Genomic DNA, 16,841 nt, shown 5'->3' with positions numbered 1-16,841 from the left:
AGAAATCCCGAGCGGGTCGCTCTAGAAATCCCAGTCGTCGTCTTCGGTGTTGACTGCTTTGCCGATGACGTAGGAGCTTCCCGAGCCGGAGAAGAAGTCGTGATTCTCGTCCGCATTCGGTGAAAGTGCCGACAGGATAGCCGGATTGACGTCCGTCTCGTCCTTCGGGAAGAGGCCTTCGTAGCCGAGATTGTTGAGCGCCTTGTTGGCGTTGTAGCGCAGGAACTTCTTGACATCCTCGGTCAGGCCGACGCCGTCGTAGAGGTCCTGCGTGTAGTCGACCTCGTTCTCGTAGAGCTCGAAGAGCAGCTCGAACGTGTAGTTCTTGAGCTCTTCACGCTCGGCCTCGGTGAGCTGTTCGAGGCCCTTCTGGTACTTGTAGCCGATGTAGTACCCGTGCACGGCCTCGTCGCGGATGATGAGGCGGATGAGGTCTGCGGTGTTGGTGAGCTTGGCTCGCGAGGACCAGTACATCGGCAGGTAGAACCCGGAGTAGAAGAGGAAGCTCTCGAGGAGCGTCGATGCGACCTTGCGCTTGAGCGGCGACTCGCCGTTGTAGTAGTCGAGAACGATCTGCGCCTTGCGCTGCAGGTTGGGGTTCTCCTCCGACCAGCGGAACGCGTCGTCGATGTCCGGGGTGGAGCACAGCGTCGAGAAGATCGAGCTGTAACTCTTCGCGTGCACCGATTCCATGAAGGCGATGTTGGTGTACACCGCTTCTTCGTGGGGAGTGATCGCGTCCGGGATGAGGCTGACGGCGCCGACCGTTCCCTGGATGGTGTCGAGCAGCGTCAGGCCCGTGAAGACGCGCATGGTGAGCTGCTGCTCCTGCGCGGTCAGCGTTCCCCAGGACGGGATGTCGTTGGAGACCGGCACCTTTTCGGGCAGCCAGAAATTGCTGACGAGGCGATCCCATACCTCGGCGTCCTTCTCGTCCTGGACGCGATTCCAGTTGATGGCGGAAACGCGACTGACCAGCTTGACCATAATTCCTACCTAGCGAGAGAGATACTGCCGAATGTTGGCTTGCCTGAACACTACCCGTTGTGTCGGGTCCGCGATGCCAACACAACAACATGTGTCGCACGCGCCCCTCCACGAGTACAAAAAATGTGATATCAATTAAATATCACTTACCGATGGAAAGCGAGTCCCGCATGACCAGCACACCCACCGTGGCCGAGAAACCGACCGGAGTCGCCACCACAACGATCGCCGAACGCCCAGGCTGGGACCTGTCCGGCAGCTGGATGCTCCTCGGAGGCGTACTTCTCTTCCTGGCCGGAATCGCGCTGTCCGTCGTTGGCGGAGTTCTGGGACTCTTCGCCCTGATTCCGGTCGGTGTGGTGCTGTTCATCGCGTCACTCCCCCTGCTGATGGGCCTGACCTTGGTGCAACCGAATCAAGCCCGAGTTCTGCAACTCCTGGGAAGCTCGTACAGCGGCACCCTGCGCACGCCGGGCCTGCGATGGACAAATCCGCTGACGGTCCGTCGATCGATCTCTACGCGTATCCGAAACCACGAGACCGGTCAGGCGAAAGTGAACGACGCCGACGGAAATCCCATCGAGATCTCGGCGGTGGTCGTCTGGCAAGTTGCCGACACAGCGCTCGCCTCATTCCAGGTGGACGACTACGAGGAGTTCGTCTCGGTGCAGACCGAGGCGGCAGTCCGCCATATCGCCGGCAGCTACCCGTACGACGCCGAAGGCCGAGTCTCGTTGCGCGAGAACGCCGATATCATCACCACCACCTTGTCGGAGGAGGTTCACGCCCGCGTGCGTGCGGCGGGTGTCGAAGTTATCGAGACACGCATCAACAGGCTCTCGTATGCACCCGAGATCGCCAGCGCAATGCTTCGGCGCCAGCAAGCGGGTGCAGTGATCGCCGCCCGCAAGCAAATCGTCGAAGGCGCGGTGTCCATGGTCGACATGGCACTCAAGCAGCTCGAGGAAAAGCACGTCGTCGAACTCGACGAGGAACGCAAGGCCACAATGATCAGTAACCTTCTGGTCGTGCTGTGCGGCGACCGCGACGCACAACCGGTGCTGAACACCGGTTCGCTCTACCAGTAAAGGAAAGGCCACATGGCCACGGATCCAGCTCCGAGATCGGAGCGTAAGAAGATCCTGCTTCGGTTGGACCCAGCGGTGCACGACGCGCTTGCCCGCTGGGCCGCCGACGATCTCCGAAGTACCAACGCCCAGATCGAGTTTCTCCTTCGGCGCGCACTCACCGAGCACGGTCGAATGCCGAAGAATGCCGGCAAGATGCACGGTCCAGGCCGTCCGCCGGCCTGATACCCCTGTGCGCCTTTTCGGTAGTAACCACTACCGAAAAGGCGCACGGGGCAGAGCCCTCTACAGCATGCAGGAAACGCAGCCCTCGACCTCGGTGCCTTCGAGTGCCATCTGACGCAGACGGATGTAGTACAGCGTCTTGATGCCCTTACGCCACGCGTAGATCTGCGCCTTGTTGATGTCGCGTGTGGTGGCGGTGTCCTTGAAGAACAGCGTCAGCGACAGGCCCTGGTCGACGTGTTGCGTTGCGGCAGCATAGGTGTCGACGATCTTCTCGTACCCGATTTCGTAGGCATCCTGGTAGTACTCCAGGTTGTCGTTGGTCAGGTAGGGCGCCGGGTAGTAGACGCGACCGATCTTGCCTTCCTTGCGGATCTCGATCTTCGACGCCACCGGGTGGATGGAGCTGGTGGAGTAGTTGATGTACGAGATCGAGCCGGTCGGCGGGACGGCCTGAAGGTTCTGGTTGTAGATACCGTGCTTCTGAACCGAAGCCTTCAGCTCACGCCAGTCGTCCTGGGTGGGGATGTGCAGCTTCGCATCGGCGAAGAGTCCGCGAACCTTGTCGGTTGCAGGCTCCCAGACCTGGTCGGTGTACTTGTCGAAGAATTCACCCGAGGCGTACTTCGACTCCGGGAAACCCTTGAAGTACGAGCCGCGCTCGATGGCGATCTTGTTCGACGCACGCAGTGCGTGGAACAGCACGGTGTAGAAGTAGATGTTCGTGAAGTCGATGCCTTCTTCGCTGCCGTAGAAGATCCGCTCACGAGCGAGGTATCCGTGCAGGTTCATCTGACCGAGGCCGATGGCGTGAGAGTCGTTGTTGCCCTGCTCGATCGACGGCACCGAGTAGATGTGCGTCTGGTCGGACACTGCCGTCAATCCGCGGATCGACACTTCGATGGTCTTGGCGAAGTCGGGCGAGTCCATGGTCTTCGCGATGTTCAGCGAACCCAGGTTGCAGGAGATGTCCTTGCCGACCTTCGAGTAGGACAGGTCGTCGTTGAACAGTGAAGGCGTCGAAACCTGCAGGATCTCCGAGCACAGGTTCGAGTGAGTGATCTTGCCTTCGATCGGGTTTGCCCGGTTCACCGTGTCCTCGAACATGATGTAGGGGTAGCCCGATTCGAACTGCAATTCGGCGACGGTCTGGAAGAACTCGCGAGCCTTGATCTTGGACTTGCGAATTCGCTTGTCGTCGACCATCTCGTAGTACTTCTCGGAGACGTTGATGTCGGAGAACGGAACTCCGTAGATGCGCTCGACGTCGTACGGCGAGAACAGGTACATGTCCTCGTTCTTCTTCGCCAGTTCGAAAGTGATGTCCGGGATCACGACGCCGAGAGAGAGCGTCTTGATGCGGATCTTCTCGTCGGCGTTCTCACGCTTGGTGTCGAGGAAGCGGTAGATGTCGGGGTGGTGCGCATGGAGGTACACGGCGCCGGCGCCCTGACGCGCACCCAACTGGTTGGCGTAGGAGAACGAGTCCTCGAGAAGCTTCATGATCGGGATGACACCCGAACTCTGGTTCTCGATCTTCTTGATCGGGGCGCCGTGCTCACGAACGTTGGTGAGCAGCAAGGCAACTCCGCCACCGCGCTTGGACAGCTGCAGTGCCGAGTTGATGGAGCGGCCGATGGACTCCATGTTGTCTTCGATACGAAGCAGGAAGCAGGACACGGGCTCACCGCGCTGCTTCTTGCCCGAGTTCAGGAACGTCGGGGTGGCGGGCTGGAAGCGTCCGGCGATGATCTCGTCGACGAGTTCGACGGCCAGGTCTTCGTTGCCTGCGGCCAGGGTGAGCGCAACCATGCAGACACGATCTTCGAAACGCTCGAGGTAGCGCTTACCGTCGAAGGTCTTGAGCGTGTAGGAGGTGTAGTACTTGAATGCACCCAGGAACGTCGGGAAGCGGAACTTCTTGGCGTACGCGTGATCGATCAGGAACTTCACGAAAGTACGTGAGTACTGATCGAGAACCTCGGGCTCGTAATAGTTTTCCTCGACGAGGTAGTCCAGCTTCTCGTCGAGGTTGTGGAAGAACACGGTGTTCTGGTTGACGTGCTGCAAGAAGTACTGACGGGCTGCAGCGACATCCATCTCGAACTGGATCTCACCGTTGGCGCCGTACAGGTTGAGCATGGCATTGAGTGCGTGGTAGTCGAGACCGTTGGTGGAATCGCCGCCGCGTGCATCACGCTCTACGCTTCCTGCCGCGATCGTGTCAGTGATGGTTGGCGCCACTGCCCGTGCTCCTTCTCTGTTTCGAGATGATTCCAGAACTCCCCCAAGCCTTCTCGTACTCGGTCGACATCTTCGGCAGTGCCCATGAGTTCGAACCGGTACAGAAAAGGAACGTGGCATTTCTGGGAAATGATGTTTCCTGCATAGCAAAAGGACTCACCGAAATTGGTGTTTCCCGCCGCGATCACTGCTCTGATCAACGACCTGTTGTGTGGATTGTTCAAAAAACGAATGACCGGCTTCGGCACATAACTGGTGTCGCGCCCTGTCACGGTGACCCCGCCACCATAGGTGGGCAGAATCAGCACATAGGGCTCGTCTACACGAAATGAGCCGTCACGGTCATGGATAGGTATACGTGTCGCAGGCAGGCCGAGACGTTGGACGAATCGGTGGGTGTTCTCCGACACGCTGGAAAAATAGACCAGCGAAGTCATCGGTTGTCACCATTTTCTTGTACGGTGCCCGGAACTACTCAGATGTGTCGGCGGAGGTGTCCACCGCCGACACTGCGGCGCTTCAAGCAGCGACGGTCAGGGTCTTGATGCGATCGGGACGGAAACCCGACCAGTGATCTTCACCGGCAACCACGATGGGCGCCTGGAGGTACCCGAGAGCCATGACGTAGTCGCGGGCTTCGGCATCCTCGGTGATGTCGATGATGTTGTATTCGAGACCGGCCTTGTCGAGGGCGCGGTAGGTGGCATTGCACTGAACGCAAGCGGGCTTGGTGTAGACGGTGATGCTCATGAGAGTCCCTCTTTCGCTTAGCCAACAAAGGCCGATGTAGTGATGTTCAGCACCGATTCGACCGATTGCCGGAGTCTCGCTCGAGGCGTTCCGCGTTGTGGTCTCTCAGTGCTCAAGACACTACACCTAGTGGCCGACAGAAACACATAACGCGAGATGTTGTGAGTCACATCGTTGAAATTCCCAGGTAGCCCCAGTTCAGCGCACACATCTTCCGGCGCGTCGGCGTGTCGCCCGTCACATTTCGGTCGCAGGCCTGACAGCATCTGAAAACCACTACTCGGACCTACCATGAGCGTCGTGGAAACACCCCCGAAGGACGAAGCTCCGCGCCACAAGGCAACCGTGACGAGAACGCAGCAGGTGACACCTAAGATGCGCAGAATCACCTTCGGCGGTGCGGGCCTGAGCGACTTCGAGACGAGCGGGAGCCCCGACGAACGGGTGCTCGTCAGATTCCCCCTCGATCCCCCTCACGCCCGTAGTTACACGGTCCGGCGCTGGCAGCCCTCGAAGAACGAACTGGAGATCGACTTCGTTCTCCACGGCCACGGCGGAGCTGCGCTCTGGGCCGAGAATGCGCAACCGGGCGAGACCGTAGATCTCTCGACAGCGAGCGGGTGGTTCAAGCCGCCGGCAGAGTGCGACTGGCTGCTACTCGTCGCCGATCACGCCGCGCTGCCTGCGATCGGGCGGATCTTGGAAGAAGCACCCGACGGTCTACCGATCCACGTCATTGCACAGGTGCCCGCGTCGAGCGAACAGCAGACGTTCACGACGCGCGCCGACGCTCACTACCGATGGATCGACGAAGCAGACTCTCTGCTCGCCGAATTGGCCGCCATTCCCCTGCCTCCCGGCGAGGGCTACATCTGGTGCGCAGTCGAGGCCGCGACCGCCAGACGCATCCGCGCCCATCTGCGTCGAACATCGGAAATCCCGGCACCCCGCATGCACGTGATGGGTTACTGGCGGGAGGACAAGGAGAACTGGGAGCGTCGGTACGCCGTCGTCGCCGACCGTATCGACGCCGCGATGGGCGAAGCGATGATGGCCGGCAAGGATTTCGAGTCGGTTCGCGACGCCGTCGACGACGCGATGGAACGCGAAGGGCTCTAGCGCACAGATGGGCGTGACTCGCATACGAGTGAGGGCCATACCTTCCGGCATGGCCCTCACTCGTGAAACGGATTACGCGTTGACGAGCTGCTTGCTGGCGTCGACGAGGTCGGAGACGACCTTGGAGACCTGAGCGAGCACCTCTGCGTTCTCGCGCGGGTGCAGCTCACCGAACAGTGCGCCGGTTCCACCGATGCTCAGTGCGGTGTCCTCGACGACCTTGCCGCCGGCGATGCGGACCGCCTTGGTGGTGTCTTCGTGTGCCCACTTGGCGCCGTTGCCGCTGGGCGACGCGCTGATGACTGCGACAGCCTTGTCCTTGACTGCACCGACACCGTACGGACGCGAGATCCAGTCGATGGCGTTCTTCAGAACTGCGGGGATGGTGCCGTTGTATTCGGGGGTTACGAGCAGGAACGCGTCAGCGTCGCTCGCAGCGGCGCGCAGTGCGTCGACAGCGGGAATGGAAGCACCCTCGACGTCGATGTCTTCGTTGTAGAAGGGGACGTCGGCGAGGCCTTCGAAGACCGTCAGCGTTGCACCCTCGGGTGCGGCGGACACAGCCGTCTCGGCAAGCTGGCGATTGACGGATCCGGCGCGCAGGCTGCCGACGAGAACGAGAACATTGGTCTGTGACATAACGAGATTCCTTCGAGAGTGGTGCGGTTGGTGGCTCCGGTTGAAAGTTATATCAACTAAACGGACCGCGGTCCACTTACATTCCCCGGACCTGTAACCTGATCCCGTGAGCGCAATCCCCCTCCCCCAGATCGGCGCCGTACCCGTCGAGCGCGGTGACGCAGCACGTAACCGCGTACTTCTGCTCGACGCCGCAGCCCTCCTCGTCGCCGAGCGAGGTGTCGACGCGGTCACGATGGATGCCGTCGCGTGCCGAGCCGGTGTGGGCAAGGGCACAGTTTTTCGGCGCTTCGGCAATCGATCGGGACTGATGCAGGCACTGCTCGATCACACCGAGCGAGAACTGCAGCAGGCATTCATGTTCGGCCCCCCACCGTTGGGGCCGGGCGCGCCGCCGATCGAGCGCCTCATCGCGTTCGGACGAGCCCGGATCGCCATGGTGGAAGTACAGGGCGAAGTCCTCCGTGCTGCGGAGAACGCTCCTGAATACCGCTTCGGCGGTCCGGCACGAGCACTAGGCATCGCTCACGTCATCGGACTTCTTCGAGGAGCCGGCGTCGAGGGCGACCTCGATCTGCTCGCTTCAGCGCTGTTGGCACCACTCGAAGCGTCGCTTGTCCTTCATCAGGTGCGCGATCTCGGGATGACCACCGAGCGCCTGGCCGCCGGCTGGGAAGACCTTGCCCGGCGCGTTACTCGATGTTGACTCCCCAGATCCGTCCCACCACTTAATGTGAGCCCATGCGCATCGCAGCTGCCGTCATCGGCCTCCTGACCATCGCCGCGGTAAGCGGTTGCTCCGCTTCGTCCGACTCCCCCGAGGACAAGACGGACCCCTCCGGCCGCGTCTTCATCTCGACCTCCGTCGACGGAACACAAATTCCCGGCGGTGGCCCGCTGACTCTCGATTTCAGCCAAGCGGATCGAGTGTCCGCGAGTGCCGGATGCAACACGGCAAACGGCTCGGTCGAGTTCACCGACGGCAAGCTGACCACCGGCACCATGGCGTCGACCATGATGGGCTGCCCTCCCGGCATCGCCGAATCCGACGCCTGGACAACAACATTGCTGACCTCCGCGCCGACGTGGAGCCTCGACGGCGACACCCTCACCCTGACATCGGACGACGCCACAGTGACTCTGCAGGACAAGAAGATCGTCACGCCGGATCGACCTCTGCAGGGCACGACGTGGACCGTCACGTCACTCATCAGTCCCGATGCGATCAGTACGAGCCTGGCTCTGGAGACGTCAGCTCCCGAACTCACGATTGCCGCAGACGGTTCGGTCAGCGGAACCACCGGATGCAATCGCATGACCGGAAGCGCCCAGGTCTCCGACACCACAGTCACGTTCACGCCGATGGCAACCACGCGAATGGCCTGCCCCGAGGAGAACATGGACATCGAGCGTCAGATCCTGGCGGTACTCGACGGTGAAGTGAGCTACACCGTCGACGCCGACACGCTGACCCTGCGCAAGCCCGACAACACCGGATTGATACTGACTGCGCAGGCTTGACCAGACGCTGCAGGCTCGATCAGACGTTGTCGAGCAGCCAGCGCCCCAATTCGCGGGCGCTGGCATCGATCATCGCGGGCCAGTCCAAGGCCGAGTCGTCCGCGTGATCGCTGACATGTTTGACGAGTCGGCAGATAGCACCCGCAGCCTGCGCGGCGAATGCGATGGCAAACCCCTCCATGTCGACCAGATCGGCTCGCTGAGCGAGAGCGTCCCGCGTCGCAGTGTCGGCGATGAATGCGTCGCCGGTCGCCAACACCGAGTCGTCACCGCCGGCGAGCACCAAACGGTCCGCGACGTCGTGCCCCAGCGCTCGGATCGCGGTGCTGCTGATGTCGTGATTGATGACAACCCCGGGAACATAGAGGCCACCGTGGTGCGCGTGCAGCGCACCGGCGGTCCCGATGTTGACGACCAGCGGCAGATTCTCCCGCTCGTACCGCGCGAGAGCAGAGGCGACTGCTGTTGCAGCACTGACCTTTCCAATCCCCGTGATCAGCAGTTCGTATCCTTGCGGCACGTATGCCGCTTCCGACTTCGTCGCACTGACCACCAGAACGTTGTTCGCACTCATGTGCGCGACCGTACCGCCCCGGATACGGTGGCACTGCACGCGCCTGCTCACATCGCTAGAGTCCATTCATGGCCACACTGCGTGAAAGCATCATCGAAGAACTCGGCACAAAGCCGACAATCGACGCCGCAGCGGAGGTTCGCGCGCGAGTCCAGTTCCTGAAGGACTACGTGCGCTCGACCCCCGCCAAAGGGTTCGTTCTGGGAATCAGCGGCGGTCAGGACAGCACGCTCGCCGGAGCCCTCGCCCAACGCGCGGTCACTGAACTTCGTGAAGAAGGCCACGAGGCCGAGTTCGTCGCCGTTCGACTCCCCTATGGCGCGCAGGCCGACGAATCCGATGCTCAGATCGCACTCGGCTTCATCAAGCCGGACCGCTCTCTCACGGTCAACGTCAAGCCTGGCGCCGACGCCACAGCCCGTGAGGCCTCCGAGGCGTTGGGGAACGGCGAACTGCGCGACTTCGTCCGCGGCAACATCAAGGCGCGCGAACGAATGGTCATTCAGTATGCGATTGCCGGTCAGCTCGGCTACTTGGTAATCGGTACCGACCACGCCGCAGAAGCGATTACCGGCTTCTTCACGAAATTCGGTGACGGCGGCGTCGACATCACGCCGCTCACCGGCCTGAGCAAACGTCAGGGCGCTGCGCTACTGCAGGAATTGGGCGCACCCGAGAGCACGTGGCGCAAGGTGCCGACCGCCGACCTCGAGGACGACCGACCCGCGCTGCCCGACGAAGTTGCCCTCGGCGTCACGTACTCACAGATAGACGACTACCTCGAAGGAAAGGACGTTTCCTCCGAGGTAGCCGAAAAGCTCGAGAAGATGTTCGCCAACACTCGTCACAAGCGCACGGTGCCGGTCACACCCCTGGATGACTGGTGGAAGTAACTCTTACCAGCGACTAGCTACCGAACAGGCTGCCGAAGACGTCGCCCAGCGAACCCGTTCCCGAAGCCGGATCCTTCTTCGCGAAGTTGGTGGTGCATCCGTTGAACTGCACCGCATCGACCAGCGTCGAGGTGGCAGCGGAACCGGTCCCGACACTGACGCCGTAGTGGTCGACTACCGCTTTCGGGTTCGCGGCGACGATGTCAGCCAAAGGCACTGACACGCGGTCCTTGGCGCCGTCGATGTTCTGAGTGCTCCACCACACGCCCTTCTGGAGATCCGCGTGAACGCCGCCGTCAGCCGTCGGCGTCGCGTCCGGTCCCGGGACCCACACCAAGGTGGTGAATCCGTTCTCGAACTTTCCGCCGGTGGTTCCGGTGAGGCGGAGCTGGAACGCCGCAGTCGGCGTGGCGGCGCGCTCGGCGAAACCGATCGCCTTGCTGACTGCGTCGGACAGCTTGATACCGCCGGCCGAATGGTAGGAAACCGAACGATCGCCGGTACCGTCGACGGCCAGCTTCAGTGAACCGTCCTTGTCGAGAACGTTGTCGGCCGAGTACGACGCGGTCTGATCCTTCTCGTCGGTGAACGGGATGCCCCACCCGTTCGGCGTCGCTTCGGTGGACAGGGTCGAGCACGAGGCTTCCGGCGCAGAAGAGCCGAGAGAACCGGTGGACGGAAGCGCAGTAGCAATTGCCGGAGCGGTGAGTGCAGCTGCCCCGAGGAGCGCTATGACGACTCCGACACGGCGCGTGGAATTAATCGACATTGAAATACCTTTCACATATCCCGAGTGGAATTGCGCCAAAATTAACACATGTCGACAATTACCAACAGCGAAGGTATTTCTTTTGTCATCCAAACAGATGACAATTCACCTGGGCAATTAGAAGTGCATTTACTCCCCCAAAAGTAGGAGAAACTAAACAACACGACCAATGCTGGACAATTGACCAACAATGGAGAAAACGGAGATAGATGCCACTTGAGCTGGAGTGATCAAGATATAAATATTTGGACCGGGAAACCGAAAAAGGACAATACGACGGCAGCCCACAAATAGCTACGCCGGCAATTCTCGGACTAGCCTCCAGCGAAAGGCGGAAGAATATCGACAGCGCTACCGGAGGCTCGAGAGACGTCGCGGGTCAACTCGTCACCGACGAGGAAAGCCGAGACCGACAGCACTCGCTCCATCTCCGGTCCGTATCGCCCGACCAAAACCGCCACCAACTCGGCAAGTGTGTTGTCGGGCGAAATGGCGACTACCTCGCTACGGCAACCGGATACATCCGCTGCAGCAGCAAAGTAACGAACCGAGATCGAATGCGGATCAGCCACCGATCGCTCCCATACTTCTTTCGGGCGGAACGAAGTCCGCGGCGTCGATGCCGTGCCCTGCCCATTTGTTCCACATCGCACCGCGCCACAAATCCGCAAGTTCGTCGTCACTTGCTCCCGATCTGAGCGCCGCGCGCAGATCAACTTCACGGTCACTGAACAAACATGACCGAATTGTTCCCTCTGCTGTCATTCGCGTCCGATCGCAATCACTGCAGAACGAGCGCGTCACCGAAGCGATGATCCCCACCGTCATTTCAGTTCCGTTGACACGCCATTCTTCAGCAGGAGCCGACGGGTCTTCGCGACCGATTGCGGCCAATTCGAAACGGTCACTCAATACCGACAGCAATTCAGCCGCAGTCACCATGTTCTCGCGCGCCCAAGCATGGTCTGCATCGAGAGGCATCTGTTCGATGAACCGCAATTCGACTCCGGCGTCGAGGCACCACTGTAAAAGGTCCGCCGCGCCGTGGAGCGTTTCGCGCATGAGAACGGCATTTACCTTGAGCGGCGCAAGGCCAGCCACCGCGGCCGCTCGGATTCCCGCGAGAACCGAAGGCAACCTGTCTCGCCGCGTCAATTCCGCGAAGTGCGCGCGATCAACCGAATCCAGGGAAACATTGACGCGGGTCAAACCAGCTGCAGCCAGCTTTGCGGCACGATGTTCGAGCCCAACGGCGTTGGTGGTCATGGCAAGTGGAATTCCTGGCACGCGCGCGGCGCACCCAGCGATGATCTTTTCGAGGTCACTACGCATCAGCGGTTCGCCGCCGGTGAACCTCACCTCGCGAATACCGACTCGTTCGACACCGATTCCGACTACTCGAACGATCTCGTCGGCACTCAGAAGGTCTTCCGCAGCGATGGCCGGCAAGCCTTCCTCCGGCATGCAATACGTGCAACGAAGTGAACACTTCTCGGTGATCGAGACTCGCAGATCTCTGGCAACACGCCCGAACCTGTCGACCAGGAGATCCGTCTCGGGACGACCGGCGAGGGAGGCAGCGTCAAACCGCACGGTGGGAATTCCCATCGAGACCACTGTCATCACTTCACCAACTTCCGTATTGCTCCAGTATGACCGAAAGCCGTACTCCGTGTGTCGGACGGACCACACCGCCTAGGATCAAAACATGTCGAGGTTGTCGAGGTTACTGTCATGAGCGCGCGTTCGGTCGAGGAACACGCTGCGCACATCTCCGGATTGCTCACCGGCCTGCACACCCTCTCTCCGTCGGCGGTTCCGACGGCAGAAGCGTTGGGGCGCATAACTTGCTCGGATATCGCATCGCCGGTGGACCTGCCCCTCTTCCGCAACTCACAGATGGACGGATATGCGGTCGATGCTGCTTCTGTGGCCTCGGTTCCGACCACACTGACGGTTCGAGGCGTGATCGCCGCTGGAAGCGGAAAACCACCGAAACACCTTCCAGGATCGGCATTTCGCATCATGACCGGTGCGCCGCTCCCCGAGGGCGCCGACGCCGTCGTTCCCGTCGAGGACACCACGGGCGTCACCGAACACGTGGTCACCATCGAACGGGGCAGGTCTGTAGGCGAATTCGTTCGCGAACGTGGCAGCGACATCACTGCCGGAATGCTACTGGTCACGGCCGGAACACACTTGGAACCTCGCCATATCGCCGCGCTGAGCGCTGTGGGCCTGGCCTCGCTCGACACGTACACGAAGCCACGGGTCGCGATAATTACGACGGGTGCCGAACTGAAAAGTGCCGGAACAACTCTCGAACCCGGCGAGATCTACGATTCCAACGGACCAGCTTTGGCAACATTGGCCGAAGCCAACGGCGCCGATGTCGTATCCGTCGCCCGAAGCAGCGACGACCCGGCCGAGTTCCGCGAATTACTCTCGTACGCAACCTCGGTCGCCGATCTGGTTTTCACCTCCGGTGGGGTGTCCATGGGCGACTTCGAGGTGGTGAAGGAAACTCTCACCCCTCTGGGTGCACACTTCGGCCACGTCGCAATGCAACCTGGTGGCCCGCAAGGCACTGCAGTGGTGAACGAAGTGCCGGTCCTGAGTTTCCCGGGCAACCCGGTCAGCACGATGGTCTCGTTCGAGGTCTTCGCCCGCGGCGAACTGCGCCGGGCCGCGGGTCTGCCCGAGATCCCGCGCGAACGGCTGCCACTTACTGCACCGCTGCGTTCGGTGGATAGCAAGCGCCAGTTCCTGCGCGCGCGTAGAACTGCGGACGGTATCGAACTCGTGGCCGGACCCGGCTCGCACCTCGTTGCAGCAATGGCGTGGGCCGACGTCCTGATCGACGTCCCCGCTGCCGTGACCGAACTCGGAGCGGGCGATCTCGTCGATGTCCTCCCGCTCTCGACTTCCTCGATTTGATTCACTCGATCTGATTCAAAGGACACTCATGACCGAATTGACACACGTCGACAGCGAAGGCCGAGCGCGCATGGTCGACGTCAGCGCCAAGGCCGAGACGACGCGCATCGCCGTCGCTGCCGGTGAACTCGTCACGACCGCCGAGGTAGTTCGCCTCGTCCGCGCCGACGGCATGCCCAAGGCCGATGTCCTCACCACCGCGCGCATTGCCGGAATCGCCGGTGCAAAAAAGACGTCCGAGCTGATCCCGTTGTGTCACCAGCTCGCGCTTTCGTCGGTCAAGGTGGAATTCGGGTTCACCGAAACCTCGATCACCGTCGAAGCGACGGCAAAGACTCGCGGACAGACCGGCGTCGAGATGGAAGCACTCACCGCCGTCGCGGTAGCCGGCCTGACCTTGCACGACATGGTCAAAGCGGTCGATCCCGGAGCCACCATGAACGGTGTTCGCCTGCTCACCAAAGACGGTGGTAAACACGGACATTGGACCCGCGACACTCAGAACTCACAGACATCTCCGGCGCACGCCTTCGCCTCGCCACGGTCCGCAACCGTCCTCGTCGCTTCCACCGGCGGTGCCAACGGAACCAGACCCGACACCACCGGACCGACGATCGCAGCCTGGCTACGCGAGCGGGACTTCGAGGTGCGTGGACCGCTTGTGTACGCCGACGCAGACATCGCGGCGGGCATCGCTGACGCCAAGGAGGGCTCCCCGTCGCTTGTCATCAGCACCGGCGGCACCGGCGCTTCCCCCACGGACGCAACCCCGGAAGCTACCCGGGCAGTCTTGACCCGTGAGTTGCCCGGGGTCGCAGAAGCGATCCGAACCAAGGGCCTCGAGAAGACCCCGCACGCGTCACTGAGCCGTGGTGTGGCAGGTCTCACAGGTACGACGGTCATCGTCAATCTTCCGGGTTCTCCCGGTGGAGTGAAGGACGGTCTCGCCGTCCTCGAACCCATCATCGATCACCTGCTCGCGCAGGTCGCAGGCGGAGGAGCACACGATGAGTGAGCTACTGGCTCGGATCTCCGAGCAACCGATTCACGCAGACACCGTCGACGCCGCCGTTGCCGGTCCGAAGAACGGCGCTGTTGTGGTGTTCACGGGAACGGTGCGCAATCACGATGGAGGTCAAGCAGTTTCAGCGTTGGAGTACCAGGCACACCCGGACGCGGAACGCTTTCTCGAGACGTGCTGCCAAGAGGTTGCGGCCTCGACCGGCCTGCCGGTTGCCGCGATCCATCGCGTCGGCCACCTCGAGATCGGTGACCTCGCACTGGTCGCCGCCGTCGCCGCCCCGCATCGAGCGGAGGCGTTCGCCGCGTGCGCCGAACTGGTGGAGCGCATCAAGCACGAGGTACCGATCTGGAAGCGGCAACACTTCGCGAACGGCGTCTCCGAATGGGTCGGGTTGTAGGTCGAACGCTCCGAGAAGGTAGAGTTGCGACCACTAGGTGCCTGAAATCGGGCATCCAGCGTCGTAGAACGCAAATTTTCTTGCTGAGTGCTCAATGCACCCGCTCTTCTTACGGCGAAGAAGCCTGCCGACCGGCAGCGCCGCCACCACTGTGCTTGATTGTTCGACCGGTTAATTCCCGTGTCGGCATCCGGGCACGAACACGTGCCCGAAAGGCTCTGAACACACTTGTCTGACATCTCTACGCCCGCTACCACCTTCGCAGCCCTCGGTGTGCGCGCACCGCTGGTGAAAGCTCTCGAAGACGGCGGAATCACTTCTCCGTTCCCGATCCAGATCGACACCCTCCCCGACACTCTTTCGGGGCGCGACGTACTGGGCCGCGGAAAGACCGGAAGCGGCAAGACCCTCGCGTTCTCCATCCCCATGGTCTCCCGCCTCGCCGGCGAACTGTCCGGAGGCAAGCGTCGTCCGGGTCGACCGCTCGGCCTGGTCCTCGCACCGACGCGTGAGCTCGCCACCCAGATCACCGCAACCCTCGAACCGTTGGCCGCCGCATACGACTTGCGCGTGACCACCATCTTCGGCGGCGTCTCGCAGCACCGCCAGGTTCAGGCCCTCAAGGCCGGAGTCGACATCGTCGTCGCCTGCCCCGGTCGCCTCGAAGACCTCATGAAGCAGAAGTTCGTCAGCCTCGACGCCGTCGAGATCACCGTGCTCGACGAGGCCGACCACATGGCCGACCTCGGCTTCCTGCCCGTCGTCACCCGCATCCTCTCGTCCACCCCGCAGGACGGGCAGCGCCTTCTCTTCTCGGCAACGCTGGACAACGGCGTCGACAAGCTCGTCAAGCGTTTCCTCAAGAACGAGGTCATGCATTCGGTGGACGAGGCCAACTCCCCCGTCGCAGCGATGACGCACCACGTGTTCGACGTCGACGGCGTCGAAGCCAAGAAGGCTCTGGTCGAGAAGCTCGCTTCCGGTACCGGTCGTCGCATCCTGTTCATGCGCACCAAGCACCAGGCACGCAAGTTGGCTCGCCAGCTCACCGAGTCGGGCATCCCGTCAGTGGACCTGCACGGCAACCTCTCTCAGGCTGCTCGCGACCGTAACCTGGCGGCATTCTCCGCCGGTGAAGCGCGCGTCCTCGTCGCCACCGACGTCGCAGCGCGCGGCGTCCACGTCGACGACGTCGAGTTGGTCGTCCACGTCGATCCGCCGGCCGAGCACAAGGCGTACCTGCACCGCAGTGGTCGCACCGCTCGAGCAGGCAGCGCCGGCGACGTGGTCACCGTGGTTCTGCCCGAGCAGCGTAAGGATCTCGCGATCCTCATGCGTAAGGCAGCCATCAAGGTGACCCCGGTTCGTTCGACTGCCAACTCCGAGCACGTCGTCAAGTTGGTCGGCGACATCGCACCGCACGTCACGCCGGCTCCGAAGGCTCCGGCCCAGCCGAACGGTGGACGCGGACAGCGTCCCGCCGGCCAGGGTGGACGCGGCGGCGCAGCACGTTCGGGTCAGGCACGCTCCGGACAAGGCGGTCAGTCACGCGGTGCTCGCACCGGCGGAGTTGCCCGTCAGGAACATGCAGGCGGCGGCGCTCGCCGTCCCCGCACCGGCGGCGGCGCTCGCACCGCAGGCTCCACCGGGGGCCGTCCCGCGCGCTAGGCCACC

Annotated in this window: 19 protein-coding genes; 10 read left to right on the top strand and 9 right to left on the bottom strand. The window is 61.9% G+C overall.

The annotated features are described in order from the left end of the window. Nucleotides 1-21: 21 nt before the first annotated feature. Complete coding sequence (nrdF, locus tag AC3WQS_RS08205) at nucleotides 22-987, bottom strand: class 1b ribonucleoside-diphosphate reductase subunit beta (protein WP_003944744.1); 966 nt, start codon at nucleotides 985-987, stop codon at nucleotides 22-24. A gap of 170 nt (nucleotides 988-1,157) precedes the next feature. Here nrdF and AC3WQS_RS08200 point away from each other — a divergent pair, with 170 nt between their 5' ends. Together AC3WQS_RS08200 and AC3WQS_RS08195 are read left to right on the top strand one after the other, a co-directional pair. Then, nucleotides 1,158-2,075, top strand: coding sequence for an SPFH domain-containing protein (locus AC3WQS_RS08200; protein WP_003944699.1), 918 nt, complete (start codon nucleotides 1,158-1,160; stop codon nucleotides 2,073-2,075). Between the two features lie 12 nt (nucleotides 2,076-2,087). Further along, a complete protein-coding gene (locus AC3WQS_RS08195; protein ID WP_003944723.1) occupies nucleotides 2,088-2,300 on the top strand; it encodes a type II toxin-antitoxin system antitoxin in 213 nt (70 codons plus the stop codon). A 60-nt stretch (nucleotides 2,301-2,360) separates the two neighbouring features. On the opposite strand, the gene nrdE is transcribed toward AC3WQS_RS08195, so the two are convergent. The 3 genes from nrdE to nrdH form a co-directional block, all read right to left on the bottom strand. Further along, nucleotides 2,361-4,544, bottom strand: a complete 2,184-nt coding sequence (gene nrdE, locus AC3WQS_RS08190) for a class 1b ribonucleoside-diphosphate reductase subunit alpha (protein WP_029255087.1) — start codon at nucleotides 4,542-4,544, stop codon at nucleotides 2,361-2,363. Continuing rightward, on the bottom strand, nucleotides 4,502-4,981 hold the full coding sequence (gene nrdI / locus AC3WQS_RS08185; RefSeq protein ID WP_003944767.1) for a class Ib ribonucleoside-diphosphate reductase assembly flavoprotein NrdI: 480 nt from the start codon (nucleotides 4,979-4,981) through the stop codon (nucleotides 4,502-4,504). The genes nrdE and nrdI overlap by 43 nt, the downstream gene beginning before the upstream one ends. A gap of 82 nt (nucleotides 4,982-5,063) precedes the next feature. Next, entirely contained in the window at nucleotides 5,064-5,294 is a 231-nt protein-coding gene (gene nrdH / locus AC3WQS_RS08180) for a glutaredoxin-like protein NrdH (protein ID WP_019747886.1), read from the bottom strand. A 291-nt stretch (nucleotides 5,295-5,585) separates the two neighbouring features. On the opposite strand from nrdH, the gene AC3WQS_RS08175 reads away from it, so the two are divergent. Continuing rightward, a complete protein-coding gene (locus AC3WQS_RS08175; RefSeq protein WP_492712705.1) occupies nucleotides 5,586-6,413 on the top strand; it encodes a siderophore-interacting protein in 828 nt (275 codons plus the stop codon). Between the two features lie 72 nt (nucleotides 6,414-6,485). Here the strand turns inward: AC3WQS_RS08175 and AC3WQS_RS08170 are convergent, their stop codons facing one another. Continuing rightward, on the bottom strand, nucleotides 6,486-7,052 hold the full coding sequence (locus tag AC3WQS_RS08170) for an NAD(P)H-dependent oxidoreductase (protein ID WP_019747884.1): 567 nt from the start codon (nucleotides 7,050-7,052) through the stop codon (nucleotides 6,486-6,488). Nucleotides 7,053-7,158: 106 nt separating this feature from the next. Between AC3WQS_RS08170 and AC3WQS_RS08165 the strand changes: the two genes are divergently transcribed. Next, on the top strand, nucleotides 7,159-7,758 hold the full coding sequence (locus AC3WQS_RS08165; RefSeq protein WP_019747883.1) for a TetR/AcrR family transcriptional regulator: 600 nt from the start codon (nucleotides 7,159-7,161) through the stop codon (nucleotides 7,756-7,758). A gap of 35 nt (nucleotides 7,759-7,793) precedes the next feature. Further along, nucleotides 7,794-8,573 (top strand): META domain-containing protein, encoded by a 780-nt coding sequence (locus AC3WQS_RS08160; RefSeq protein WP_020969283.1) that lies wholly within the window; start codon nucleotides 7,794-7,796, stop codon nucleotides 8,571-8,573. A gap of 19 nt (nucleotides 8,574-8,592) precedes the next feature. Here the strand turns inward: AC3WQS_RS08160 and AC3WQS_RS08155 are convergent, their stop codons facing one another. After that, the gene (locus AC3WQS_RS08155; RefSeq protein ID WP_492712704.1) at nucleotides 8,593-9,147 is read right to left on the bottom strand and encodes a nucleosidase; all 555 of its coding nucleotides are present in this window, start codon (nucleotides 9,145-9,147) and stop codon (nucleotides 8,593-8,595) included. A 68-nt stretch (nucleotides 9,148-9,215) separates the two neighbouring features. Between AC3WQS_RS08155 and nadE the strand changes: the two genes are divergently transcribed. Further along, nucleotides 9,216-10,040: an NAD(+) synthase gene (nadE, locus tag AC3WQS_RS08150; protein ID WP_042951470.1), complete on the top strand. Its 825-nt coding sequence runs from the start codon at nucleotides 9,216-9,218 to the stop codon at nucleotides 10,038-10,040. A gap of 13 nt (nucleotides 10,041-10,053) precedes the next feature. Here nadE and AC3WQS_RS08145 read toward each other — a convergent pair whose 3' ends face one another. The 3 genes from AC3WQS_RS08145 to moaA form a co-directional block, all read right to left on the bottom strand. Further along, entirely contained in the window at nucleotides 10,054-10,809 is a 756-nt protein-coding gene (locus tag AC3WQS_RS08145; protein WP_446696090.1) for a hypothetical protein, read from the bottom strand. Between the two features lie 314 nt (nucleotides 10,810-11,123). Beyond that, nucleotides 11,124-11,381 carry a MoaD/ThiS family protein gene (locus AC3WQS_RS08140; protein WP_003944706.1) on the bottom strand — a complete coding sequence of 86 codons (258 nt, stop codon included), beginning with the start codon at nucleotides 11,379-11,381 and terminating at the stop codon, nucleotides 11,124-11,126. After that, nucleotides 11,374-12,432 (bottom strand): GTP 3',8-cyclase MoaA, encoded by a 1,059-nt coding sequence (moaA, locus tag AC3WQS_RS08135; protein ID WP_141487436.1) that lies wholly within the window; start codon nucleotides 12,430-12,432, stop codon nucleotides 11,374-11,376. Before moaA ends, AC3WQS_RS08140 begins: the two co-directional genes overlap by 8 nt. Nucleotides 12,433-12,543: 111 nt before the next feature. Between moaA and AC3WQS_RS08130 the strand changes: the two genes are divergently transcribed. The 4 genes from AC3WQS_RS08130 (at nucleotide 12,544) to AC3WQS_RS08115 (ending at nucleotide 16,835) form a co-directional block, all read left to right on the top strand. Beyond that, the gene (locus AC3WQS_RS08130) at nucleotides 12,544-13,746 is read left to right on the top strand and encodes a molybdopterin molybdotransferase MoeA (protein WP_492712703.1); all 1,203 of its coding nucleotides are present in this window, start codon (nucleotides 12,544-12,546) and stop codon (nucleotides 13,744-13,746) included. Nucleotides 13,747-13,774: 28 nt separating this feature from the next. Beyond that, nucleotides 13,775-14,761, top strand: a complete 987-nt coding sequence (moaCB, locus tag AC3WQS_RS08125) for a bifunctional molybdenum cofactor biosynthesis protein MoaC/MoaB (protein WP_047889494.1) — start codon at nucleotides 13,775-13,777, stop codon at nucleotides 14,759-14,761. Further along, nucleotides 14,754-15,167: a molybdenum cofactor biosynthesis protein MoaE gene (locus tag AC3WQS_RS08120; RefSeq protein WP_003944730.1), complete on the top strand. Its 414-nt coding sequence runs from the start codon at nucleotides 14,754-14,756 to the stop codon at nucleotides 15,165-15,167. The genes moaCB and AC3WQS_RS08120 overlap by 8 nt, the downstream gene beginning before the upstream one ends. A gap of 228 nt (nucleotides 15,168-15,395) precedes the next feature. Continuing rightward, nucleotides 15,396-16,835 (top strand): DEAD/DEAH box helicase, encoded by a 1,440-nt coding sequence (locus AC3WQS_RS08115; protein ID WP_019747875.1) that lies wholly within the window; start codon nucleotides 15,396-15,398, stop codon nucleotides 16,833-16,835. The last annotated feature ends 6 nt before the right edge of the window (nucleotides 16,836-16,841 follow it).

It is taken from the genome of Rhodococcus sp. FW305-130 (assembly GCF_058788335.1).
This window is presented reverse-complemented; position numbering and strand designations above follow the sequence as displayed.